The 22,907-nt window shown below is 57.6% G+C and carries 21 protein-coding genes; 4 read left to right on the forward strand and 17 right to left on the reverse strand.

Annotated features, from left to right (window positions below):
- The first annotated feature begins 18 nt into the window (after window positions 1–18).
- Entirely contained in the window at window positions 19–873 is an 855-nt protein-coding gene (locus BW958_RS07150) for an alanyl-tRNA editing protein (RefSeq protein WP_076575033.1), read from the forward strand.
- 76 nt (window positions 874–949) lie between these two features.
- Here the strand turns inward: BW958_RS07150 and BW958_RS07155 are convergent, their stop codons facing one another.
- The 7 genes from BW958_RS07155 to rlmB all read right to left on the reverse strand — a co-directional run bounded on the left by BW958_RS07155 (window position 950) and on the right by rlmB (window position 7,506).
- Window positions 950–2,233 carry an ABC transporter substrate-binding protein gene (locus tag BW958_RS07155; RefSeq protein WP_076575034.1) on the reverse strand — a complete coding sequence of 428 codons (1,284 nt, stop codon included), beginning with the start codon at window positions 2,231–2,233 and terminating at the stop codon, window positions 950–952.
- Window positions 2,234–2,264: 31 nt separating this feature from the next.
- The gene (locus BW958_RS07160) at window positions 2,265–3,395 is read right to left on the reverse strand and encodes an ABC transporter ATP-binding protein (RefSeq protein WP_076575035.1); all 1,131 of its coding nucleotides are present in this window, start codon (window positions 3,393–3,395) and stop codon (window positions 2,265–2,267) included.
- 18 nt (window positions 3,396–3,413) lie between these two features.
- On the reverse strand, window positions 3,414–4,331 hold the full coding sequence (locus tag BW958_RS07165; protein WP_076575036.1) for a carbohydrate ABC transporter permease: 918 nt from the start codon (window positions 4,329–4,331) through the stop codon (window positions 3,414–3,416).
- 2 nt (window positions 4,332–4,333) lie between these two features.
- Complete coding sequence (locus tag BW958_RS07170) at window positions 4,334–5,218, reverse strand: carbohydrate ABC transporter permease (protein WP_076575037.1); 885 nt, start codon at window positions 5,216–5,218, stop codon at window positions 4,334–4,336.
- Window positions 5,219–5,678: 460 nt separating this feature from the next.
- Window positions 5,679–6,134 (reverse strand): GNAT family N-acetyltransferase, encoded by a 456-nt coding sequence (locus BW958_RS07175; RefSeq protein WP_076575038.1) that lies wholly within the window; start codon window positions 6,132–6,134, stop codon window positions 5,679–5,681.
- A 57-nt stretch (window positions 6,135–6,191) separates the two neighbouring features.
- On the reverse strand, window positions 6,192–6,764 hold the full coding sequence (locus tag BW958_RS07180) for a Crp/Fnr family transcriptional regulator (RefSeq protein ID WP_256701891.1): 573 nt from the start codon (window positions 6,762–6,764) through the stop codon (window positions 6,192–6,194).
- Window positions 6,757–7,506 carry a 23S rRNA (guanosine(2251)-2'-O)-methyltransferase RlmB gene (rlmB, locus tag BW958_RS07185; protein ID WP_076575039.1) on the reverse strand — a complete coding sequence of 250 codons (750 nt, stop codon included), beginning with the start codon at window positions 7,504–7,506 and terminating at the stop codon, window positions 6,757–6,759. The genes BW958_RS07180 and rlmB overlap by 8 nt, the downstream gene beginning before the upstream one ends.
- 350 nt (window positions 7,507–7,856) lie before the next feature.
- On the opposite strand from rlmB, the gene BW958_RS07190 reads away from it, so the two are divergent.
- Window positions 7,857–8,858, forward strand: coding sequence for an alpha/beta hydrolase (locus BW958_RS07190; RefSeq protein WP_076575040.1), 1,002 nt, complete (start codon window positions 7,857–7,859; stop codon window positions 8,856–8,858).
- 18 nt (window positions 8,859–8,876) lie between these two features.
- On the opposite strand, the gene BW958_RS07195 is transcribed toward BW958_RS07190, so the two are convergent.
- From BW958_RS07195 to BW958_RS07215, 5 genes are read right to left on the reverse strand one after another with little or no spacing between them, the layout of a single operon-like run.
- Window positions 8,877–9,683 (reverse strand): MerR family transcriptional regulator, encoded by an 807-nt coding sequence (locus BW958_RS07195; RefSeq protein ID WP_083687263.1) that lies wholly within the window; start codon window positions 9,681–9,683, stop codon window positions 8,877–8,879.
- Between the two features lie 6 nt (window positions 9,684–9,689).
- Window positions 9,690–10,445: an iron ABC transporter ATP-binding protein gene (locus tag BW958_RS07200; RefSeq protein ID WP_076575042.1), complete on the reverse strand. Its 756-nt coding sequence runs from the start codon at window positions 10,443–10,445 to the stop codon at window positions 9,690–9,692.
- On the reverse strand, window positions 10,442–11,410 hold the full coding sequence (locus BW958_RS07205) for an iron chelate uptake ABC transporter family permease subunit (protein ID WP_076575043.1): 969 nt from the start codon (window positions 11,408–11,410) through the stop codon (window positions 10,442–10,444). The genes BW958_RS07200 and BW958_RS07205 overlap by 4 nt, the downstream gene beginning before the upstream one ends.
- A 9-nt stretch (window positions 11,411–11,419) precedes the next feature.
- On the reverse strand, window positions 11,420–12,379 hold the full coding sequence (locus tag BW958_RS07210) for an ABC transporter permease (RefSeq protein WP_076575044.1): 960 nt from the start codon (window positions 12,377–12,379) through the stop codon (window positions 11,420–11,422).
- Window positions 12,379–13,413 carry a siderophore ABC transporter substrate-binding protein gene (locus BW958_RS07215; RefSeq protein WP_076575045.1) on the reverse strand — a complete coding sequence of 345 codons (1,035 nt, stop codon included), beginning with the start codon at window positions 13,411–13,413 and terminating at the stop codon, window positions 12,379–12,381. The genes BW958_RS07210 and BW958_RS07215 overlap by 1 nt, the downstream gene beginning before the upstream one ends.
- 415 nt (window positions 13,414–13,828) lie before the next feature.
- On the opposite strand from BW958_RS07215, the gene BW958_RS07220 reads away from it, so the two are divergent.
- The gene (locus BW958_RS07220) at window positions 13,829–16,045 is read left to right on the forward strand and encodes a FepA family TonB-dependent siderophore receptor (protein WP_076575046.1); all 2,217 of its coding nucleotides are present in this window, start codon (window positions 13,829–13,831) and stop codon (window positions 16,043–16,045) included.
- 59 nt (window positions 16,046–16,104) lie between these two features.
- Here the strand turns inward: BW958_RS07220 and rnr are convergent, their stop codons facing one another.
- Complete coding sequence (gene rnr / locus BW958_RS07225; RefSeq protein WP_076575047.1) at window positions 16,105–18,495, reverse strand: ribonuclease R; 2,391 nt, start codon at window positions 18,493–18,495, stop codon at window positions 16,105–16,107.
- A gap of 126 nt (window positions 18,496–18,621) precedes the next feature.
- Between rnr and BW958_RS07230 the strand changes: the two genes are divergently transcribed.
- The gene (locus BW958_RS07230) at window positions 18,622–19,644 is read left to right on the forward strand and encodes a GGDEF domain-containing protein (protein WP_076575048.1); all 1,023 of its coding nucleotides are present in this window, start codon (window positions 18,622–18,624) and stop codon (window positions 19,642–19,644) included.
- An 82-nt stretch (window positions 19,645–19,726) separates the two neighbouring features.
- Here BW958_RS07230 and luxS read toward each other — a convergent pair whose 3' ends face one another.
- Genes luxS through BW958_RS07250 form a run of 4 tightly spaced genes read right to left on the reverse strand, consistent with a single transcriptional unit; the run spans window position 19,727 to window position 22,829 of the window.
- On the reverse strand, window positions 19,727–20,236 hold the full coding sequence (gene luxS, locus BW958_RS07235; protein WP_076575049.1) for an S-ribosylhomocysteine lyase: 510 nt from the start codon (window positions 20,234–20,236) through the stop codon (window positions 19,727–19,729).
- Window positions 20,237–20,254: 18 nt separating this feature from the next.
- The gene (locus BW958_RS07240) at window positions 20,255–20,857 is read right to left on the reverse strand and encodes a transglycosylase SLT domain-containing protein (RefSeq protein ID WP_076575050.1); all 603 of its coding nucleotides are present in this window, start codon (window positions 20,855–20,857) and stop codon (window positions 20,255–20,257) included.
- Window positions 20,857–21,195 carry a nitrogen regulatory protein P-II gene (gene glnB / locus BW958_RS07245; protein ID WP_005313429.1) on the reverse strand — a complete coding sequence of 113 codons (339 nt, stop codon included), beginning with the start codon at window positions 21,193–21,195 and terminating at the stop codon, window positions 20,857–20,859. Before glnB ends, BW958_RS07240 begins: the two co-directional genes overlap by 1 nt.
- Window positions 21,196–21,206: 11 nt before the next feature.
- On the reverse strand, window positions 21,207–22,829 hold the full coding sequence (locus BW958_RS07250) for an NAD+ synthase (protein ID WP_076575051.1): 1,623 nt from the start codon (window positions 22,827–22,829) through the stop codon (window positions 21,207–21,209).
- Window positions 22,830–22,907: the final 78 nt, after the last annotated feature.

Raw genomic sequence — 22,907 nt, forward strand, 5'->3', positions numbered from 1 at the left:
TCAACCGTGGAGGATTACATGTCCCATACCCGAGTCAGCTTTGTGTTGGGTCAGCTGCAGGAGACAACCTGCGTGCGGCTCTGCCAACCAATGGCAGGCCAGACCCTGCTGGTCACCGACCTCTCCCCTTGTCATCCGCAAAGCCATCTGTGGCCTGATCAACCCGGCGATATCGGCATCGCCCGCTGGGAAGGTGGCGAGGCTAACATCGCGCCGTGCCAGATGGGGGCGATCAGCCCACAAGGTGAACTCTTTGTCGATAGCGCCATCCCAGTTAAACGCGGCACAGAGGGGTGGGATTTTGTGGTTGTGCATCCGCTCGGTGGCGAGCATGCCCTGCCTCATGGCATGAGTATCACGCTGATCGCAGATAAAGAGCGTCGCCATCTCTTCTCGCTGGGTCACAGTGGTTGCCATCTGGCGGCCTTGGCGCTTAACCGGGTGCTGCAACCTTACTGGAAGAAAGAGGTCGACGAGCGCGATGCGCTGGGTCAGCCCGACTTTGACCGGCTGGCTATCACCCAATCGCGCGTCGAACCGCGTGGTTCAAAGGAGCAATATCGGATTGGCAAGAGCCTGCGCAAAAAAGGGGTGATGGGCCCCGAGTTGCTGGCCGCGCTGCCCGAGATTGAAGGCGCCATCAATCAGCAGCTGGCACAGTGGGTGGCACAAGGCAGCGCTATTACCCGCAGCCGCAGCGGTGAGGCAATCATCGATTCCCGTTGGTGGCACTGCACGCTGGACGATAAGCCGGTGACCATCCCCTGCGGCGGCACCCATGTCGAGAGCGTGCAACACCTTGGCGCCGTGAGCGTATCACTTGCCCCGAGTGATGAGGGCTTTACCCTGCACACCCGGGTCAGCGGCATTTAACGTAGCAAAAACAGCAAGCCCGCCAATCACGGCGGGCTTTTTTTACAGCAGAACAAACAGATAGGTTCTGCGTAACTTACTTGTCCAGACGGGACATCAGACGGTTACCACGGCGCAGGAAGTCCTTGGCGACGTCATCCACTGTGGTCTTGCCGTAGTCCAGCTGTTGCAGGCCTTCGGTGAACAGCTCGATCAACTGGGCGTTGTCGGTGTAAGCAGTGGCCACGATGGTCTGCGGCAGGGTTTGTGCCTGCTCATAGCCGTCGAATGCCAGGTTACCCTGCTTGAGGGAACCATCGGCCTTGATCACCTCCATCCCCTTCTTGCTAAGCGGAATGCCACGGGTCAGACCCAGTGCCTTGACGCCTTCAGCATCGTTGAGCAGGAAGTTGATCAGCTTGGCAGCCGCTTCCGGATTTTTGGTGTTACGACCCATGGAGAACATCATCGACGGCTTGATCAGCACGCCAGAGTCGGTCGCGCCCGCCAGCATGGGGTACGGCGCCAGCTCCAGACCGAGGGGCGGCTTGAGGTATTCAGCGTACTTGTCGATCGCGGTATCCCACATGAACAGGCCACCGAACTCACCGTTGATCCACGGGCGCATTTCAAACAGGTTAGACACGCCGTACGAAGCAAAATCCTTCTGGGACGGGATCACGTGGTTGCTGACCAGATCCACATACAGCTGGAAGAACTCCTTCATTTCGACTTCGTTGAAGGCGATCTTCGGGCTTTCGTGGCTGATGACGTCCTTGTTGTGCTTCTGGATCATGTAAGAGCGGGCCAGCGCAAAGGTATCACGCGGCTCGAGCACAACCGGGAAATAGGAGGCGCCCAGTTTTTCCTTGAATACCGGACCGGCCTTGAGCAGCTCGTCCCAGCTCTTCGGATAAGAGAGACCTGCCTGGCTCCAGGTGTGTTTGTTCAGATAGAACACCTTGGAGGTCATGCTCACCGGAATACCGTTCAGCTTGCCGGCATTGGTAGCCATGCCCAGAGCCTTCTCGGCAAACTCACCGAGTTGCAGGGTTTGCGCCTGCTGGCTCATGTCATAGAACCCCTTGCCGTCACGGGAGAAGATCGGCATCCAGTTCCAGTTGGTCTGCATCACATCCGGCTCAGTGTTACCGGCGATCTGGGTGGTCAGACGGGTCAGGTGGCCGTCCCAGCCGGTGTACTCGCTCTTGACCTTGATATCAGGGTACTTTTGCTGGAACTTCTCGATGGCACCCAGAGTCGCCTGGTGACGCTCGTTACCGCCCCACCAGGACATACGCAGTTCAACACTGGCAAAGGCACTGCTGGACATGGCAGCCAGCGTCAGGGCAGCAACGGTCGACAGGAGATACTTTTTCATCAGATTTCCTCACTGATTGTTGATTGTTATATCAAAGGGAGATGTTCTGTTCGCTGGCGGCATCAAAGACGTGTGACTTGCCCATGTGCACTGCGAATTTCACGTTTTGTCTGAGCTCGAGATTGAGACGGATCTTCACCTGATCCACCGGAACCCGGGCGGTGAAGTCCTGGCTGCCGACACGGAAATAGACGTAAACCTCGTGACCCATGTTCTCCATGCGGATGACGTCTCCACACAGAATGTTCTGATCCTGCTCGTCGCCGTCGGCCAGAGTGATGTCATCGGGACGGATACCGAACACCACGCCAGCAGGGTTGTGACGCTTGACGTTGGTCGCCTTTGGCTCCGGCAGGCGCAGCAGTTGCCCTTCCACATCCACAAACAGGGCGTCCTGTTCAGCCACCAGCTTGGCCGGGCGCAGGTTCATCTCCGGCGCGCCGATAAAGCCGGCAACAAACATATTCTTCGGGTTGTTGTAGAGCTCTTCCGGGGTATCAACCTGCATGATGTGGCCGAGCTTCATGACGCAGATGCGATCGCCCATGGTCATGGCTTCGGTCTGATCGTGGGTCACATACACAGCCGTGGCCGGGTGCTTCTCTTTTTTCAGCAGACGATGGATATCGGAGATACGCACCCGCATCGAGGCACGCAGCTTGGCATCCAGGTTGGAGAGCGGTTCGTCAAACAGGAACACGTCCGGCTTCTTGACGATGGCACGGCCCACCGCTACACGCTGAGCTTGGCCACCAGAGAGCTGACGCGGCAGGCGCTCGAGCAGTTCTTCAATTTCGAGGATGGCCGCCGCGTCGTTCACACGGCGCTCGATCTCCTCTTTCGGCAACTTCTGCAGCTTGAGGCCAAATGCCAGGTTCTCGCGCACGGTCATGTGCGGATAGAGCGCGTAGTTTTGGAACACCATGGCGATACCACGGTCTTTCGGCGGCAGGTTGTTGACGACTCGGTCGCCAATCTGGATTTCACCGCCACTGATGTTTTCCAGCCCTGCCAGCATCCGCAGGGTGGTCGACTTGGCGCAGCCAGAGGGGCCGACAATCACCAGGAACTCGCCGTCGCGGATAGTGAGATCGATGCCGTGCACTGCCTTGAAGCCGTTGGAGTACACCTTTTCCAGTTTCTTGAATCGTACTTCAGCCATGATAGATAACTCCTGAAATTAACCTTTGATGCCGCTGCTGGAGACGCCTTCAACGAAGTACTTCTGCGACATGAAAAACACCACGATGGACGGAATGATGGCGATCGACGCCATGGCCAGGATCTCGTTCCAGCGCGCCCCTTCCTGGACGTCGATGGACATTTTCAGAGCCAGGGCAATCGGGAACTTCTCGACGCTCGAGACATAGATGAGCGGGCCGAGGAAGTCGTTAACCGACCACATGAACTGGAACAGGGCCACCGAGATGATGGCGGGCTTGATGACCGGCACGACCACATGCCAGAGCACCTGGAAGGAGTTGCAACCATCGATCATGGCCGCCTCTTCCATATCGGTCGGCACACCGCGCAGGAACTGCACCAGCATGAAGACGAAGAAACCCTGGGTGGCAAACGCCAGCGGCAGATAGAGCGGCAGGTAGGTATCGAGCAGCCCCATCTCGCGGAACATCAGGTATTGCGGGATCAGCAGTACCGACTGCGGCAGCAGCACGGTGGCGATCAGGGTCGCAAACCAGAACTTCTTGAATGGAATGTCAAAACGGGCAAAGCCGTAGGCCACGATGGTGGACGACACCACAGTGAAGAATACTTTCGGCAGCACATACATAAAGGTATTGATAATGTAGTGACCAAAGGTGTATTCGGTACCGGTTTTCCAGCCATTAATGAAACCGTCGAGACTGAATTCATGCGGGATCAGGCTCATCGACGTGAATATTTCATGGTTCGGCTTGAGTGCAGCAGAAAACATCCACAGCAGCGGATAGAGCATCATGCCACCCACCACAATCAACACGAAGTAGCGAATGAATGCTGCAATCTTCTCGCGCCGGATGGTTCTGTTATTTTCTGTGTGAGATGCACCAGCCTGACTCAATCCAGCTGGGGTCTCGAGAGAATGTACCTTACTCATGATTATTTCCCACCTTTATCACCGGAGTAAAACACCCAGTATTTCGAAGAGCGGAAGGTCAGCGCAGTAAACAGCGCAATTACCAGGAACAGGGACCAAGCCAGCGCACTGCCGTAACCCATGTCGAAGAATTTGAATGCCGTCTCGTAGATATACAGGGAAATAAGATATGTCGATTTCATCGGGCCACCGCCAGTGACCACATACGGAGCGGTAAATTCCTGGAAGGCCTGCGTGGTTTGCATGATGAAGTTAAAGAAGATAACCGGAGTAATCAGCGGCACGGTGACCTTGGTAAACATCTGCCACCTGCTGGCGCCGTCAATCATGGCCGCTTCATATTGGGACTGCGGCACGTTTTGCAGAGCTGCTAGGAAGATCACCATGGCCGAGCCAAACTGCCAGGCACGCAGCAGCGTCACCGAAAGCAGCGCCAGTGAGGGCTCACCGAGCCAGTTGATCGGGTCCATGCCCACCAGTGCCAGCAGACCGTTCAGCACGCCATCAATGGCAAACAGCGCGCGCCACAAAACGGCAATCGCGATGCTGCTGCCGAGAATGGACGGGATATAATAGGCAGTCCGGAAAAAGCCGATACCTTTGAGCTTGAAGTTGAGGATAAATGCGATAAACAGGGCAAAACCGAGTTTGATGGGAATGGTGATAAACACATAGGCCATGGTCACGCCCATCGACTTCCAGAACAGGTCGTCTTCGAAGAGCATGTAGCGATAGTTTTCCACCCCGACATAGGTGGGCGGACTCATCAAATCATATTCGGTAAAGCTCATCAAAAATGACGAGATAAACGGGAAGGCCGTAAACACAAACAACCCTATGATATAGGGCGAAAGATAGGCCAACCCTAACTTCCTGTTTTCATACATTTGACCACCTCATGTAGACCAAAGGGTGACTTCCTGCTTTGGTTAACCGTCCAGAAAATGAGATTTAACTCACGTTCTCTCTGATATTTACCTCAGCTGAAACACCCTTAAATAAATAAAACAGCATGATGGTTTCATTTAGTGGCAACAGCGTTTTATTTTCAAGAAAACGATAGCGCAAATGTGATCAAGGTGACTGTTTTGAACTAACAACAACCAATTTGTGAAGCTGAATCACACTTCAGTTTGTTCACTGACATCCGGACGTCTGGACTTGGGAAATAGAGCTTTCCGTCAGTGATAGAGCGGGAAAAACGCAGGGATAAATAGCGGAAATATCGCCCATGCACGCACCGATAACGCGCGAGAAAAGGCCACAACAGGGGCAAAAAATGAAGGAAAAAAACACCAGAGAAGAAACTCAATGACGGGCCGCCCAGACGGGCGGCAGCGCCCAGCCTTAGCGGGCGGCGCGTCTCATGCCGATATGGGGGATCTCATCTTCAACATATCCCTCGCCTTCGGGCACAAAACCATGGCGACCATAAAACCCCTGCAGATGTGCTTGAGCGCCAAGCCAAATGGAGTGCTGCGGCCAATGGGTCTCGCATGCACTGACCGCTTCGCTTAGCAACTGATGGCCCAATCCACCCCCCCGGCAACTCGGCGATGTGACCACCCGACCAATAGCGACACCCTGCTCATCACTGATCCCCGGCGCCATGACCCGGGCATAGGCCGCCAGCTTGCCATCCTGCCACCCCATCAGATGCAGTGTGCCATCGACGCGATCAATCCCGTCAATATCCTGAAACGGGCAGGTCTGCTCAACCACAAAGACTTCGGAGCGCAAGGCCAGTACTTCGTACAACTCGTCCAGGGTCAGCTCACCCCAGGCTTTCAGACTCCAGTTCATCGACAACTCCTCATGGGCTAGGAAGAATCAGACTATACCGGCAAAAGAAGCGCTTCATTAACTCTGGTTAAGCGTTTTCAAACGACGACGAATACGGCTCAAGCTGATGGGGGTAATACCGAGATAGGCGGCAATCTGATTATCCTTGAGACGAATATCCAGCTGCGGGTAGTGCTCCAGAAAGTGGCAATAGCGCGTTTGCGGGTCAGCGGTCAGCAGGAGCCACTCTTTCTCCTCCTTCACGCGCAATTGCCGCTCGAGCAAGGCCTGATACCAGCGCGGCCATAGCGGGTCTTGCAACAAACGGCTGAGCGGAAAGAGGCGCAGCAGACAGGGCTCAATGGCCTCAACGTCGTAGCGGGCCGGGGTCCCCGTCAGCAGGTGATGAAAGTCGAGAAACTCGTCCCGCTCCCAGTAGAACTCCTTGATGTACTCACGTCCCTCATCGGTGCTGATGCGAGCGCGTAGCAGGCCCGAACAGACCTGCACCAGCCAGGCGGGATGGTCGCCGGCATGCCACAAGCTCTGACGGGCTGCCAGCGTCTGCTGACGGGAGCACAAGAGAAGGCGTTCGGCCTCCTCCTCGTTCACCTCAATCGATAGACGCAGGCTGGCAGCAAGATCAGGCACGGCGCTGGCGCACGGCCTCAAACAGACAGACACCGGTTGCGACCGAGACGTTGAGACTCGATACCGCACCAGCCATCGGAATGCTGACCAGCTCGTCACAATGTTCACGAGTCAGGCGGCGCATCCCCTTACCTTCGGCACCCATCACCAGCGCCATCGGACCGGTCAAACGAGCCTGATAGAGATCGTGATCGGCTTCGCCGGCGGTGCCGACGATCCAGATATTGCGCTCTTGCAGCTCGCGCAAGGTACGCGCCAGGTTGGTCACCTGAATAAGCGGTACTATTTCGGCGGCGCCGCAAGCCACCTTGCGCACGGTTGGGGTCAGGCCGGTCGCCTTATCTTTCGGTACGATGACCGCATGCACCCCAGCGGCATCACCGCTACGCAGGCAGGCGCCCAGATTGTGCGGATCGGTTACGCCATCGAGCACCAGCAAGAACGGGGCAACCTGCTTGTCATCGAGGCCATCGAGCAGTGCGTCAAGGTCGTGCTCGGAGAGACGCGGCGCCTCTTTAATGCGCGCCAAGATACCCTGGTGATTGTGCCCTTCGCTCTTCTCGTCGAGGGTTTTGCGCGTCACCTGTTGCACCCGGATCCCCAGCGCATCGAGTTGCTGCACCAGCGGCAGCAGGCGATCATCTTCCCGCCCCTTGAGCGCCCACACCTCGATAAAACGCTCGGGAGCCTGCTCCAGCAAGCCGGCAACGGCGTGGAGACCATAAATCAGTTCACTGCTCATCGTTTGCAAATCCTGTTTGCCCGTGGGGCACTGGAAAAAACAGACGCCGTCGAGGGACGGCGCTGCCTGTTGACTGGGTGGGCAAGCTTGCCCGGATGCTCCCATTATACCGGAACTTGGTTGGGTTTGATCGGCGCGATTGCGCCGCCCCCTCTGCCCGCGAGCAACAGGCAGACAAAAAATGCGAGCAGGCTCACTTCACTGCAACATACCCACCCGATTAAAATGAAGAATAAGCAATATAATTCAACAACTTAATCCTACTCCCCAGCCAACTTACCAACCTTGACCTTAGAGATACTCTAATCCCTACCATGGGCAGCCATCCCTACTTTCATGAGGTTTGTCTGATGAAACTGACGCTGCTTTCCGTGCTGTTGACCGGCCTTTGTGCCAGCCCGCTGCTGCTGGCCGCTGCCCCCGATGTTCCCATGCCTGCCGACTGGCATGGCCGCAAGATTGAGGGCCCGCCGCCCGGCGCCAACGGCTGCGGACAAGCACCGGACGTGACCCGCATCCAGCATAAATATCTGGATTTGCCTTATGCCAATCTCTCCAAGGCGCAGAAGATGGATATCTATCTGCCAGATCAGTGGCAGTCGAGCTATCCGGTCATTATCAACGTGCATGGCGGCGCCTTCTTTGGCTGCGACAAGATGGATAACCAGCTGGTGCCGGCGCTCTATGGCCTGCAAAAAGGGTATGCGGTCGCCAACATCAACTATCGCCTGAGTCCGGAAGCCCCCTGGCCGGCCCAGATCAATGACCTGAAAGCGGCCATCAAGTTTGTCCGGGTGCATGCCAAGCAATACAGCTTCGATCCGGATCGGATTGTGCTGATGGGCGGCTCGGCGGGCGGGAATCTGGTGGCGCTGGCCGGGGTCAGTGCTGATGTGAAGGAGCTGGAAGATCCGCGTCTGGGCAACGCCGATGTATCAACCCGGGTGCAAGCCGTTATCGCTTGGTATCCGCCCATCAACTTCTTGACCATGGACGCGCAGTGGCAACAGATCGGTATCGATGGCCAGAAGCACACGACGGCCGACTCTTTCGAGTCATTCCTGATGCGTGAACAGATTGGCAAGGTGCCGGCTGCGCGAATGGCCACCACCAACCCCGAGACCTACATCACCTCGGATGATCCCCCCTTCCTGATCCAGCACGGCTATCTGGATGACACCATCCCGCGCCTGCAAAGTCAGGAATTTGCCACCAAGCTGGCCAAGGCTATCGGTGGTGATAACGTGGAGTACAACTTGCTGATGCAGGCCCATCACGCCGAGGATCGCTATTTCCACAGCCGTAACAACCTGGAGCGCAACTACGAGTTTCTGGCCCGTCACCTGAAATAAGTGGCTAGTCGGCAGCGGTTAACTGCCGGCCAGCGGAATATCGATACGGATAATGAAGTCGCGCTTGTGGCGCTCAATCACCGGCCCGCTCACATTGCTGATGCGAATCGTGCCGGCAGGGCGATAACCACAGGCGCGCACTTCTCCCAGCAGATGATGCACCGCAGCGTTGTTCTCCAGGCTGCCACGGCAATACATACCCATCACCTCACCAGCCGGCAGTGGGTGGGGAGATTGGGCCACATGGCGCGGAACCCGGGTAAACATGCGCCGCAGCGGATAGCCATCGGCCTTCACCTCATCGCGCTCCAGAATGAAGCCGTAATCGTGCAGCAGATACCAGGCTGGATCGGCGGCCAGACGAGTAATTTCTGCAAAAAAATCGAGGATCTGCGGCGTATCGAGCGCCAAAATCCCCACCTCGCTGGCAGCCACTCGTTCCACAAATGGACGATCCAGCTGCTGCATGCCCCGCTCTGACTGCGCCAGCATGGTTAACTGGTGGCCAATCATGGCATGAGCCTGCTCCAGCGCGGCGATCTCTTGCGAGAGCGCCTGACGACACTGAGCCAGTTGGCGGGCACCATCGGCGCGCAGTTGTCCGGCCAGCAACTCCCGAATCCGCGAGTTGGGCAACTTGGCCCGCTGCAGTAGCAAGATCATCTGGGCCTGCGCCACCTGAGCCGAGCTATAACTGCGATACCCATTGCCGCTACGCACCGGCGAAAGCAGACCGATACGGTCAAAGAAGCGCAGCGAATGGGCGCTGATCCCGGTCAGCTCGGAAAACTCGCCGATACTCAGACACTCCACACCCATCGCCATTCGCTCCTAGAAATAGACCCCAATCCGTTTCTCTCCGACCGCCGTCACTTGCACCGGAATATCGAAGATATCCTGCAAACAGTCGCCCTGCATGATGCGCGCCGGGGTGTCATCAAACACCACCCGGCCATCCTTCATGGCGATGATCCGATCAGAGTAAACCGAGGCAAAATTGATGTCGTGCAATACCACCACCACCGTTTTCCCCAACTCATCGGCCATGCCACGCACCCGCTTCATGGTGAGCACGGCATTTTTCATGTCGAGATTGTTGAGTGGCTCGTCGAGCAGCACATACGGGGTGTCCTGGCAGAGCGTCATGGCAATACAGACCCGCTGGCGCTGGCCACCGGAAAGCTCGTCCAGATAGCGGCTGGCAAACGGCTGCAGGTCGAGAAACGCAAGCGCGTGGTCGATCTTCTCCTGATCCTCGGCGCTCAAACGGCCGCGGCTGTAGGGAAAACGGCCAAAACTGACCAGCTCGCGCACCGTCAGGCGCGAGACAAAGTGATGCTCCTGACGCTGCATCGCAATGCGGCGGGCCAGAACGCTGCTGTCGCACTCATGCAGATTGAGCTCATCAATATGAACAGCGCCTTGATCTGGCTTGACCAACCGGGCCAGCACCGAGAGCAAGGTCGATTTACCGGCGCCGTTCGGTCCAATCAGGGAGATCACGCCACCGGGCGCAATGGTGAGATTGACATCTTCCAGCACCGGCACCTGCCGATAGTGTTTGCTGATGCCCTCGATACGAATCATGAGGTTTTCCTTGCCAGAAGGGTAAACAGAAACAGTGAGCCACCAATCAGCTCCATCACCACCGACAGCGAGCCGCTCATTCCCAGCAGGTATTGCAAAATCAGCTGCCCGCTACAGAGGATGGCAAAGCCGATTAACACCGCTGCCGGCATCATCACCTGGTGATAACGGCTGGGCAGGCACTGGTAGCAAAGCGTCACGGCCAAAAAGCCGAAGAATGACAAGGGGCCGATCAACGCCGTGGCCATCGCCACCAGCAGCGATATCACCGCCAGCAGCCGGTAGACCTCACGTGACCAGTCCACCCCGAGTAGCAGGGCGGTGGCACGGCCTAACGCCAGCACATCGAGCAGATGACGACGCCGCCACAACCAGACGCTGGTGAGCAGCGTGATCAGGGCCGACACCATCAACAAATCGGGATCGGCCAGCGAGAAGCGGGCAAACAGCCGTCCCTGCAAAATGGCAAAATCCTCCGGTGAAAGCAGTCGTTGCAGCAGCATGGCGCCGCCACCGAACAGGGCACCACAGACGATCCCGGTCAAGACCAACAGATAGAGATCCTGCGCCGCTCGGCCAAACAGGATCTTGCGATAGAGCAGCGTGGTCAGCGTCATCATCAGCGCCACTTGCAAAAAGAACAGCAAGAGAGGCGGCAGCGCAGCCACGTGCACCAACGGCAAAAAGAACATCAGTGAGGTCTGGATCAGTACGAACAGCGATTCAAATCCCATCATGGAGGGCGACAGGATACGGTTGTTAGTCAGCGTCTGAAACACCAGGGTTGCCAGCGCGCTCGCCACCGCCACCACCGCCATGGTGGAGACCATCACCAGACGGTGACGCAGGATATAGTCATTAAGCCGCGATGGTTGTGGTCCCACCACCAACAGAGCCGCCGCCGCACATGCGAGCAGCAGCAGGAGCCATAGCCGTCTGCGGCTGGACACGATAGATGGAAACATCACACTCCCCTAGCGATGGCGCGACAGCAGATAGAGAAACAACAACGCCCCCACGACGCTAAGCAGCGCCCCGGCCGGGATCTCATAGGGAAACACCAGCAGGCGCCCAAGCACATCGCAGAGCAGCGCGAGCAAGCTGCCGCCCAGGAAGGTCCAAGGCAGGGCACGGCGGGTATTGTCCCCCACCACCACCCGTACCAGATTGGGAATGACCAGACCGATAAAAGGTAGCGCCCCGATCAGCGCCGCCGTCATACCGCTGAGCAGCGCCACCGCCACCACACCCAGCAGCATCAAGGCACGATAATCGAGCCCAAGCGTGGTCGCCTGCGCCTGACCCAGAGCCAGTACGGTGAAACTGTCCGCCAGCCACCAGAGCAGGGCTATCAGCGGCACCGCCAGCCAAATCAGTTCATAACGCCCGGCGAGAACCGAGGAGAAATCCCCCGACTGCCAGCTGATAAGCGACTGTAGCAGGTCATAGTGAAGCGCCAGAAAGGTGGTAAACGCTGCCAGCACCGCGCAGTACATCAGGCCGATAACCGGCACCAGCAGGGCCGAGTTCTCTTGCTGCACCGGGCGCAGCAGCAACAGGAACAGCATTGTCGTGATCAATGCGCCGCCGCTGGCGAGCAGAATGCGCACCATGATGGAGGTATCCGGCCAGAAAATAGCGGCCAGCAGAATGCCGAGCGCCGCGCCCTGCATCGAACCGGTGGTGCCGGGTTCAACGTAGCGGTTGCGGGTCATCATCTGCATGATAAGGCCGGCAACACTGACGCTGCCGCCACATAAAAACAGCGCCACTGTGCGTGGCAGGCGGCTGGTGAAAATCAGCAGCGGGTCGATCTGCAACTGCCAGCGCACATGGTCATCCCACATGCTCGGACCGATTAGCAGACTTAAGGTAGCCACTAAAGGTAGCAGCAGGACCAAGCCTGCTGCCGACCAGGTTACTTTTCCAATCATCAGCGAGTCAGCGCCTGATCCACGTCATCCAGAGCATGCAGGAAGGTGGTGATCCCGCCAGCAACATAGAGCTCAGCGGAGTTCAGATAGACAATGTGCTTATTCTTGGCGGCGCTGGTTTGGTTAACCAGTGCATTGTCGAGCACCTTGGCTGCCGGCTGGGCATCGGCACGGCCAATCGCAGCATCACGATCGATAACAAAAATCCAGTCCGGGTTGGCCTTGTGCAGCAGCTCGGCGCTCAGTCCCTTGCCATGCTGGAACTTGACAGAGCCGGCTTGCGGGCCCTTCTGACCATCCGGCTTTTGACCTTCTGGCGGACGCTTGCCGCCTTCACCCGGCTTGCGTGCACCACCACCGGCCGCTGCGAACTGCTCCGGCGTCAGCGCCGGTTTAAAGCCCAGTGCATCATAGACAAAGCCCATGCGGGTGCCCGGACCAAAGGCCGACATCTTGCCGCCGGTCACCATCACCACCACAGCCGTCCCGGCTTTTTCAACCTTGGGCTTCATGCTGGAGAGCTTGGCATCAAACTTGGCCACCAGCGCCTTGGCCTGCTCACTCTTGCCAAACACCTCACCCAGTTTGAGGGTCTGCTGGCGCAGGGAATCAGGGAAGTGGCGATCATCGCGATCAAAATTCAGGGTCGGCGCCAGCTTGGCCAGTTCAGTGCCGGCGTTGGTGGTCCGTCCGCCCGCAATAATCAGATCGGGTTGATATTGGCTCAATGCCTCGAAGTCAGGCTCGAACATGGAGCCCGCGTTGAGCGCACTGTTGGTTTGATACTTCTTGAGAAACTCGGGCAGCGCCGTTTCGACTTTGGGAACCGCCGCAACCGAAACGCCAAGGGCATCAAGGGTATCGAGAATAGTGGGGTTGAACACGACCAGCCGCTGCGCCTCGGTCGGGATCTGCTTCTCCCCTTGGTTATCACTGATGGTGCGAGTGGCAGCCAGTGCCGGCTGCGCAAGTGAGGTCAGGGAGAGCAGGGTCGCCAGCGCCAGTGGCCAGCGAACAAAACGGTTACGGGACATGAAGAGATCCATCGCCTATGTAAATGAGAAACATTACCATGCTTTCATGTTTTGCCCTGTAGCGACAAGGGGCGAGATCACAAGACATAGTAAAGACATGTCTTTATTTTGTGACAAAGTGTGTCAACTGAATCATCAATACGTCATGTCTGGCACATGTCAGCAGCACGTCAAGGTTTCAGAAAGAACCTAAAAAACATATCTAAATCATATTGATAAGCCGCGTTCACGTCGCATTAGCTTTACCAATCCCCTACTAATTACATGTGATTAGCTGGCAAATATGGTCACATTTGAGCACAAGCTGTCACGTTGCTGCTGACGTGGGGATATGGTATTTCTAACGCCGAAAATGATAACAGTTATCATTTGTAACTTAATTATTAAATAGTCATCCTCTACCAAGGAGCGAGACGTGCACAGCAGTGGCCCTTTCCAACTTCGTCCTCTGACTGTGCTGATCGGCACTTTGCTGGCCTTCCAGGCTGGCGCCGCCGACAGCACAACTAGCAGCCAGACCTCTCAAGAAGAAGAGGCGACCTCACAAAGCACCGTTCTGGTGACCGCCAAAGCCGAGGAGCTGCTCAAGCAGCAGCCCGGCGTATCGGTGATTACCGCCAAGGATCTAAGCAAGGATCCCCCCGTCAACGATGCCTCTGACATCATCCGCAAAATGCCCGGCGTTAACCTGACCGGCAACAGCGCCTCCGGGGCGCGCGGCAACAACCGCCAGATTGATATTCGCGGCATGGGTCCGGAAAACACCCTGATCCTGATCGATGGTATTCCCACCACCTCGCGCAATTCGGTGCGCTATGACCGGACCGGTGAACGTGATACCCGTGGCGACAGTAACTGGGTGCCGGTTGAAGAGATCGAGAGCATCGAAGTGCTGCGTGGACCGGCCGCCGCCATGTATGGCTCTGGCGCCCAGGGCGGGGTGGTCAACATCATCACCAAGCAACCCACTGACAAGTGGAAAGGCAGCGCCGATCTTTATACCAATCAACCGGGTCGCAGCGCGGAAGGCGCAACACGCCGCGCCAACTTCAGCGTCAGCGGGCCGCTGATTGATGACACCCTGAGCATGCGGCTCTATGGCAACATCAACAAAACCGAAGCCGACAGCCCGAATATCAATGACTCTGCCGTCAGCAGCGGCACCACAGCCGCTGGCCGGGAAGGGGTGCGTAACAAAGACGCCAACTTGCTGCTCTCGTGGAAGATCGATCCGGCCCAAAAGCTCGACTTCAAGACCGGTTTTAGCCGTCAAGGCAACATCTATGCCGGTGACACCTCGCTCAGTAGCGCCTCGACCACGACCCAAACTCTGGCCAATAGCGGTGCCGAAACCAACCGGATGTACCGTTTTGATACCTCCCTTAACCACACCGGCAACTGGTCCTGGGGCGATACCCAAAACACCCTTTCGTGGACCAACACCCGCAACAACCGGATGGATGAAGGGCTGACCGGCGGTATCAACGGTCAGATCACCAGTGCCGAGAGTTACACCACCAGCACGCTCAACGACTACCGCGCATCGACCAAGGCGGATATTCCCGTCATGTTGGGGGTAGACCAAACTCTGACCACTGGCATGGACTGGACCTACTCCAAGCTCGACGATCCCTTCTCCACCAGCCAGGTATTGAGCTCAAAGACCTATGGCAGCGGCAGTACCAGTTACTCTCTGGGCGACGACCGTGCTTCACAGAGCAGCCAGGGTGATGTCGGCGTCTTTGTCCAAGACAGTATCCAGGCCACCGGTACCACGGTGGTGATTCCGGGTGTGCGGGTCGATCAGAACAGCGACTTTGGTAGCAACCTGACCTGGAGCCTCAACGCCTCCCAGGAGCTGGGTGAGATGTTCACCGCCAAGGCCGGGGTAGCCCGCGTCTTCAAGGCGCCTAACCTCTATCAGGTCAACCCCAACTACCTGCTGCTCTCCAGCGGTAATGGCTGCCCGATCGGTACCTCAGTCGGCTGCTATCTGGTGGGTAACGATGATCTGGAAGCGGAACACAGCATCAACTCTGAGCTGGGTCTGCAGTTCAAGCACAACGGCTGGGTCAGCGGTGTGACCTACTTCCAGAACGACTACGACAACAAGATCGTGGCAGGTGAAAGTCTGCTCGGTACTTACAGTGGCTGGAACGTCTATCGCTGGGAAAACAGTGGTCCGGCGATCATCCGTGGCTTTGAAGGCAACCTGACGGTACCGCTTGCGACCAGCCTGAGCTGGACCACCAACGGCACCTACATGATTGAGAACAAGTCCAAAGAAACCGGCAACCCGCTCTCGGTCATTCCCAAATACACCATCAACACCATGCTCGACTGGCAAGTTACTGACAAGTGGTCACTCAACACCACCTACACCTTCTATGGTCGCCAGAAGCCGCGTACCAGCGCCGAAAACCGCAAGGAGTCGTCCGGTCTGGATACCTCCGAGATCGGCTCTTATGGCTTACTCGGATTTGGCACCCAGTACCAGTTGACCAAGACGGTCCGGGTTGGTACCGGTGTCAGCAACGTGTTTGACAAGGTGATCCTGCGCTCCAGCGAAGGGGCCAACACCTATAACCAACCGGGCGTGGCCTGGAACGCTAACCTGCACGTCGATTTCTAATCACGTGCAGACAAAAAAGCCTTGCCCGATGGGCAAGGCTTTTTCATATCAAGGCGTTATCAAACCTTGGCAGCGCGTGACTTGATCTTGTCACGGGCTTTCTTGCCTGGCCGTTTGTTGGCTGGCTTGGCCGCAGCCGCCTTCTTGTCCTTGCCATCGGCTTTGCGCTTTTCACGGCGCCGCTCGCTCTTGGCCTTCTCTTTTTTGATATCCGCCATCTTGCGGACAGCCTGTTTGGCACCCTTGCCGGTGACCTTAAGCGGCTCTTCCACCATCACAAAGTCAATCTTGCGATCATCCAGGTTCACTCCCATCACCTTGACCCGCACCTTGTCACCGAGGCGATAACGACGGCGGAAGTTCTCACCAATCAACTGCTGGTGAATCGGGTCGAACTGGTAGTAGTCGTTGGTGAGGGTGCTCACGTGCACCAGCCCGTCGATATGCAGCTCATCAAGGCGTACGAAGAAGCCAAAGCCGGTCACACTGGCAATCACCCCGTCAAACTCGTCGCCGACGTGATCTTGCATGTACTCGCACTTGAGCCAGTCGGCCACGTCACGGGTGGCGTCATCGGCACGGCGCTCGGTCATGGAGCAGTGCTCACCCATCGGATCGACTTCTTCCAGGCTGTAGTGATAACCGCCGCTCGGCGTCCACTTGTGGCGCGGGGTACCCTGCTCCTTGGCCAGTTGATACTTGATGGCCCGGTGCAGAATCAAGTCCGGATAACGACGGATCGGCGAGGTGAAGTGGGCATACGACTTGAGCGCCAGCCCGAAGTGACCGATGTTGTCGGCCTGATAGATGGCCTGACGCATGGAGCGCAGCAGCATGGTAGCCAGTAGCTCAGCATCCGGACGCCCCTCAAACTGGGCGGCCAGCTCGGCAAAATCTTTCGGCTCCGGCTCCAGCCCACCTTTGAGCTCCAGACCCAGTTCACCGAGGAACTGGCGGAAACCGGTCAGACGCTCTTCGCCCGGACGGTCATGTACCCGGAACAGGGCAGCGGCTTCGTTCTTTTCCACAAAACGGGCGGCAGCCACGTTTGCCTGGATCATGCACTCTTCGATGATCTTGTGGGCATCGTTACGCACCAGCGGCACGATGCGGTCAATTTTGCGCTCGGCGTTGAAAATAAAGCGGGTCTCTTCGCTTTCGAACTCCACCGCACCACGCTGGTGACGGGCCGTTTTCAGTGCCTTGTAGAGATTGTTGAGCTCTTCGATATGACCCACCAGCGGTTCATATTGCTGGCGCAGCTTGGGGTCCCCTTCCAGAATCGCCGCCACCTTGGAGTAGGTCATCCGAGCGTGGGAGTTCATCACCGCCTCATAGAAGCTAAAGCCGGACATACGGCCACTGGCAGCGATGGTCATCTCACACACCATGCAGAGGCGATCAACCTGCGGGTTGAGCGAGCAGAGTCCGTTGGAGAGCACCTCCGGCAGCATCGGCACCACGAACTCGGGGAAGTAGACCGAATTACCGCGCTGATAGGCTTCGGTGTCGAGTGCCGTTCCCGGTTTGACATAGGCCGACACATCGGCGATCGCCACCCACAGGCGCCAGCCACCACCCTTTTTCTTCTCGCAAAATACCGCATCGTCAAAATCGCGGGCATCTTCACCATCGATGGTGATAAGCGGCAGGGCGCGCAGGTCGATACGACCCGCCTTGGCTTTCTCCGGCACCTCTTCGGTCAGGCTGGCGATCTCTTTGGTCACCGCCTCCGGCCAGGTGTGCGGAATACCGTGGTTGCGCAGAGCAATCTCGATCTCCATGCCCGGCGCCATGTTCTCACCCAGCACTTCAAGCACACTGCCGACGGCATTGAGACGACCGGTCGGACGCTGGGTCAGACGCACCACCACCACCTGGCTCTGGCGCGCCCCCTTGTTCTCGCCGGCCGGGATCAGGATGTCCTGACCAATACGGGTATCGTCCGGCACCACAAAGCCGACGCCGTTTTCGACGAAATAACGGCCGACGATATCCATCTCACGCGCCTTGAGTACCCGTACCAGACGGGCTTCCTGTCGGCCTTTGCGATCCACTTCGGTCGGTTGCACCAACACATAGTCGCCGTGCATCAACCGCTGCATTTCGCGGTTGTTCAAATAGAGATCCTGCCCGCCGCCATCAGGGCGGACAAAACCAAAGCCGTCTTTGTGGCCCAGCACATACCCCTTGATGAGGTTGATCCGCTCCGGCAGCGCGTAACACTGGTTGCGGGTAAACACCAGCTGTCCATCGCGCTCCATGGCACGCAGACGGCGGCGCAGCGCCTCCAGATGATCTTCGTCGGTCAGCTTCAGCTCGCGCGCGATTTCGTCACGGGAGATGGGCCGGACATGGGCCTCGATGATTTGCAGCAGCAGTTCGCGGCTGGCAATCGGATTGTCGTATTTTTCGGCCTCGCGTTGGAGGAAGGGATCTTGTTGGGACATGGCAGGGCCTTAAGAGGGAGAATTCCTAACCATTATATCCACAGCTCGGGACACAATGGCAGCCTGCTGTTTCGCGCAGAGCTCTGTATACTAGAAAGGTTGAGAGCATGATGAGCCCAGGTCTCCATGAGCAAGGATTCGTTCGCCCAGTCGGCCGCCTACTTTAAGCAAGCGCTGCCGCTGATGATCAAATATCAGATTCCCACCAATCCGACCCATTACGCGGTCTGGTACAACTATGTGGCAGCCGCCATTCCGGAGCTGACCAGCGCCATCAATACGGCGCTGCGCCAGCAGGGCACCTGCTCCCAGGTGACCAGCGAACGGCTCTATCACCAGCATCTGGCCAGCCAGCAGGAGAAAGAGCTGGAAGCGGTCAAGCTCAACCTCGCCACCATGACCACCCAGATTGCCCAGACCATGCAGGATGCGCTGGCCGACACCGGCCTGTTTCAGGATGTGCTGGATAAAAGCTTCGGCAAGCTCAACCAGATTGATGAAGAGGGGCTGAGTCTCGAAGACACCATGGGTGTGTTGCGCGAGTTGGTGCGCGAGTCCCGTGACATCCGCATGGCGACCTTGCACTTTCGCAGTCAGATCAGCAATGCAGAAAAAGAGATTAAAGAGCTGCGCCAAGCGCTGGATGAAACCCGCAAGCAGGCCAACGAAGATGCTCTAACCGGTTTGCTCAATCGCCGCGCCTTCGATCTGGAGCTCGATGCACTCTGTCGTAGTGGGCAATCCTTCTCACTGATCTTGGCCGATATTGATCGTTTCAAGTTGTTCAATGACGAGTATGGCCACCTGCTGGGCGATCAGGTGCTACGGGTCTTCTCACGCCGTCTGCGCGATGCCTGCAAAGAGGGCGCCGAGGTGTTTCGTTTTGGTGGCGAGGAGTTTGCCCTGCTGGTACCGGGCAAGAATCTGCAGTTGGCCCGCCAACTGGCCGAGAGCCTGCGCCGCGCCACCGAAAAGCTGTCGGTGCTCGATCGCAAGAGCGGACGGCGGGTTGATAACATCACCGCCTCGTTTGGCGTCAGCGAGTTCAATGGCCGCGAGCACGGCGACGATCTGGTTGAGCGCACCGATCAGCTGCTCTACAAAGCCAAGGAGCTGGGCCGCAATCGCGTCATGCCAATGGCGATGTAGCACCCCAATCGACGCCATATCTCAAATAGCAGAGGGCCGGTCATCTGACCGGCCCTCTTGTATCATACTCGCCGCTCCCGACTCAGAGGGCGCGCAGTTTCTCTTCCGGCAGATCCAGCTCGGCATTGTGGTTGACGCCGATACCACGGGCAATCACGTTGCGGGCAATACCGTGCGCTTCGTCGAGCGAGTGCAGGGTGTAAGTGCCGCACTGATACTCGTTCAGCTCGGGGATCTTGCCCTGATCCTGCACGGTCAGCACATCCTGCATGGCGGCTTGCCAGGCAGCGGCGACACGCTCTTCACTCGGGGTACCGATGAGACTCATGTAGAAGCCGGTGCGGCAGCCCATCGGGGAGATGTCGATGATCTCGACATCATCAGCGTTGAGGTGATCACGCATAAAGCCGGCAAACAGGTGCTCCAGAGTGTGGATACCACGCTCGGAGAGGATCTCCTTGTTCGGCACGCAAAAACGCAGGTCAAACACTGTGATGGTGTCTTTGTGCGGGGTTTGCATGGTCTTGGCCACACGCACAGCCGGGGCAGCCATACGGGTGTGGTCAACTTTAAAACTGTCCAAAAGCGGCATGTTCACTCCTGAAATGGATTATGAGAACCAGCCTCCGCTGGGGAGCCGATTCTTGCATTGTCGATATTGGGCGCCATAGCGCTGGGCACGGGCTTCCACCCGTCTTGCCACACTCATCAGCCAGGCTTTGCTGCGATAGGTGCCGCGCCGATAGCCGCCCCACCCTTCGTGATAATTGAGATACTGGCGATAGGCATCCCACTTGGAGACACCGTTCACACGCTGGGCTTTGGCGGTGTACCAGCCCATAAAGTCGATGGCATCTTCGAACTCATCGCGATCGCTCCAGCCATTGCCGGTCTCTTCCTGATACTGGGCCCAGGTCTCGTCTTTCACCTGCGCATAACCATACGCCGAGCTTGCTCGACCGATCGGGATAAAGAGAAAGTACTCCATAGGCGGCTTGGCGTCATGCACAAAGGAAGATTCCTGATACATCATCGCCATCACCACCTGAACAGGCGTGCCCCAACGCTCGGTCATTTTCAATGCCGCCTTGTGCCAATCGGGCTTCTCCCGAAAGATATCACACAAGTTGTCAGGCTCGGCCGGCGGGGATGTACTGCAGGCACTGAGGCCGGACAACAGCAGTCCGGCCAGTGCGACTCGCGACCACTTCATCAGATGGCGTCTTCGTTCTCTTCACCGGTACGGATGCGGATAACACGCTCCACTTCGCAGACGAAGATCTTGCCATCACCAATCTTGCCGGTCCGGGCCGTGTTCTGAATCGCCTCGATGCAGGCATCGAGATCTTCATCCTGCACCACCAGCTCGACCTTCACCTTGGGCAGAAAGTCGACCATGTATTCGGCGCCGCGATAGAGCTCGGTATGACCCTTCTGACGGCCAAAGCCCTTCACTTCCGAGACGGTCATCCCATTGATGCCAATCTCGGCCAGCGCTTCACGCACGTCGTCCAGCTTGAACGGTTTGATAATGGCTTCGATCTTCTTCATGGCTCTACTCCTTACCAGTTCTGTCGGCCAAACCCGGAGGTGATGGGGTAACGGCGGTCCTTACCAAAGTTACGTGCCGAGATACGCGGACCCACCGCGGCCTGGCGACGCTTGTATTCGTTGAGATCGACCAGACGGATCACCTTGCGCACCACCGCCTCGTCAAATCCCTCGGCCACCATATCGGCCACCGAGGCATCCTGCTCCACATAGCGCAGCAAAATGGCATCCAGTACATCGTAGGGTGGCAGGCTGTCCTGATCCACTTGGTCCGGCGCCAATTCTGCCGAAGGCGGACGGTCGATGACCCGCTGCGGGATCACATATTCCACCGAATTACGGTACTCACAGAGCTGGAACACCAGTGTTTTGGGCACATCCTTGAGCACATCAAAGCCGCCGGCCATGTCGCCATAGAGGGTGGCATAGCCCACCGCCATCTCGCTCTTGTTACCGGTGGTGAGCACGATGCGGCGACGCTTGTTGGAGAGCGCCATCAACAGCACACCGCGGCAGCGGGCCTGCAGGTTCTCTTCGGTGGTGTCGCGGCTGGTGCCTTCAAACAGCGGAGTTAACTGCCCCATGAACGCTTCGTACATCGGCTCAATCGAGACAATATTGAACTCGACCCCCATGCGCTCGGCTTGCTCCTTGGCATCCTCTACGCTCATCTGGGCGGTATAGCGGAACGGCATCATGACCGCCTGCACCCGCTCTTTGCCAAGGGCATCGGCGGCAATGGCCAGTGTCAGGGCCGAGTCGATACCACCGGAGAGGCCCAGCACCGCGCCCTGGAAACCGTTCTTGTTGACGTAGTCACGCACCGCCAGCACCAGCGCCTGATAGACCTCACCCAGCGGCGGCAGACTCTTCTCGACGCGGCCAGAGGGCACCGGCTCGCCGTCAGCAAAGCGCACCAGCGCCTCTTCTTCAGCAAAGGCGCACAGACGTTGAGTCAGCTCACCACGGCTGTTGAATACCTTGGAGCAGCCATCAAACACCAGCTCATCCTGACCACAGACCTGGTTGAGATAGACCAGCGGCAGATGGGTTTCACGGCTGCGCTCGGTAAAGATCTCCTGACGCAGCCAGGGCTTGTGCATGTCATAGGGGGAGGCATTGATGGTCAGCAGGATCTCGGCGCCAGCTTCACGGGTGGCATGCGCCGGGCCCGGTTGCCACAGATCTTCGCAGATCAACAGGCCAAGGGTGTGGCCACGAAACGCCACCACGCAGGTCTCTTCGCCAGCAGCGAAGTAGCGCTTTTCGTCGAACACGCCGTAGTTGGGCAGATCCCGCTTGAAATAACGCGCCAGCAACTGGCCGTTTTCGTAGAGGGACGCGGCGTTATAGAGCTTCTCGCCCTCGCGCCAGGGGTGACCGACCAGAATGGCGGCGCTCCCTGCACGGGCGGCCAGCTTTGCCAGCGCCGCTTCAACCCGAACCATCAGGTCGCTGCGCAGCAGCAGATCCTCGGGAGGATAGCCGGTCAGCGCGAGTTCCGAGCAGACCAGCAGATCAGCGCCCTGCTCGTCGGCACGAGCGGCCGCAGCCAGAATCTTGTCACAGTTTTCTTCAATGGCGCCTACCGTCAGATTCAACTGGGCAAGCAGCAGAGAGAGGGCTCTAGCCATGGTGATGCATCTTCAAATCCGAAATGATAGGGAATGATAAAGAAAAGGGGCGTCTGGTGCCAGCCAACGACGCCCTTC

This window comes from Aeromonas sp. RU39B, from assembly GCF_900156095.1.
Lineage (GTDB): Bacteria > Pseudomonadota > Gammaproteobacteria > Enterobacterales > Aeromonadaceae > Aeromonas.

Coding starts and splice junctions, on each gene's coding strand:
- BW958_RS07150 (WP_076575033.1), top strand. CDS start 19: ATGTCCCATACCCGAGTCAGCTTTGTGTTGGGTCAGCTGCAGGAGACA.
- BW958_RS07155 (WP_076575034.1), bottom strand. CDS start 2,233: ATGAAAAAGTATCTCCTGTCGACCGTTGCTGCCCTGACGCTGGCTGCC.
- BW958_RS07160 (WP_076575035.1), bottom strand. CDS start 3,395: ATGGCTGAAGTACGATTCAAGAAACTGGAAAAGGTGTACTCCAACGGC.
- BW958_RS07165 (WP_076575036.1), bottom strand. CDS start 4,331: ATGAGTAAGGTACATTCTCTCGAGACCCCAGCTGGATTGAGTCAGGCT.
- BW958_RS07170 (WP_076575037.1), bottom strand. CDS start 5,218: ATGTATGAAAACAGGAAGTTAGGGTTGGCCTATCTTTCGCCCTATATC.
- BW958_RS07175 (WP_076575038.1), bottom strand. CDS start 6,134: ATGAACTGGAGTCTGAAAGCCTGGGGTGAGCTGACCCTGGACGAGTTG.
- rlmB (WP_076575039.1), bottom strand. CDS start 7,506: ATGAGCAGTGAACTGATTTATGGTCTCCACGCCGTTGCCGGCTTGCTG.
- BW958_RS07190 (WP_076575040.1), top strand. CDS start 7,857: ATGAAACTGACGCTGCTTTCCGTGCTGTTGACCGGCCTTTGTGCCAGC.
- BW958_RS07195 (WP_083687263.1), bottom strand. CDS start 9,683: ATGGCGATGGGTGTGGAGTGTCTGAGTATCGGCGAGTTTTCCGAGCTG.
- BW958_RS07200 (WP_076575042.1), bottom strand. CDS start 10,445: ATGATTCGTATCGAGGGCATCAGCAAACACTATCGGCAGGTGCCGGTG.
- BW958_RS07205 (WP_076575043.1), bottom strand. CDS start 11,410: ATGTTTCCATCTATCGTGTCCAGCCGCAGACGGCTATGGCTCCTGCTG.
- BW958_RS07210 (WP_076575044.1), bottom strand. CDS start 12,379: ATGATTGGAAAAGTAACCTGGTCGGCAGCAGGCTTGGTCCTGCTGCTA.
- BW958_RS07215 (WP_076575045.1), bottom strand. CDS start 13,413: ATGTCCCGTAACCGTTTTGTTCGCTGGCCACTGGCGCTGGCGACCCTG.
- rnr (WP_076575047.1), bottom strand. CDS start 18,495: ATGTCCCAACAAGATCCCTTCCTCCAACGCGAGGCCGAAAAATACGAC.
- BW958_RS07230 (WP_076575048.1), top strand. CDS start 18,622: ATGAGCAAGGATTCGTTCGCCCAGTCGGCCGCCTACTTTAAGCAAGCG.
- luxS (WP_076575049.1), bottom strand. CDS start 20,236: ATGCCGCTTTTGGACAGTTTTAAAGTTGACCACACCCGTATGGCTGCC.
- BW958_RS07240 (WP_076575050.1), bottom strand. CDS start 20,857: ATGAAGTGGTCGCGAGTCGCACTGGCCGGACTGCTGTTGTCCGGCCTC.
- glnB (WP_005313429.1), bottom strand. CDS start 21,195: ATGAAGAAGATCGAAGCCATTATCAAACCGTTCAAGCTGGACGACGTG.
- BW958_RS07250 (WP_076575051.1), bottom strand. CDS start 22,829: ATGGCTAGAGCCCTCTCTCTGCTGCTTGCCCAGTTGAATCTGACGGTA.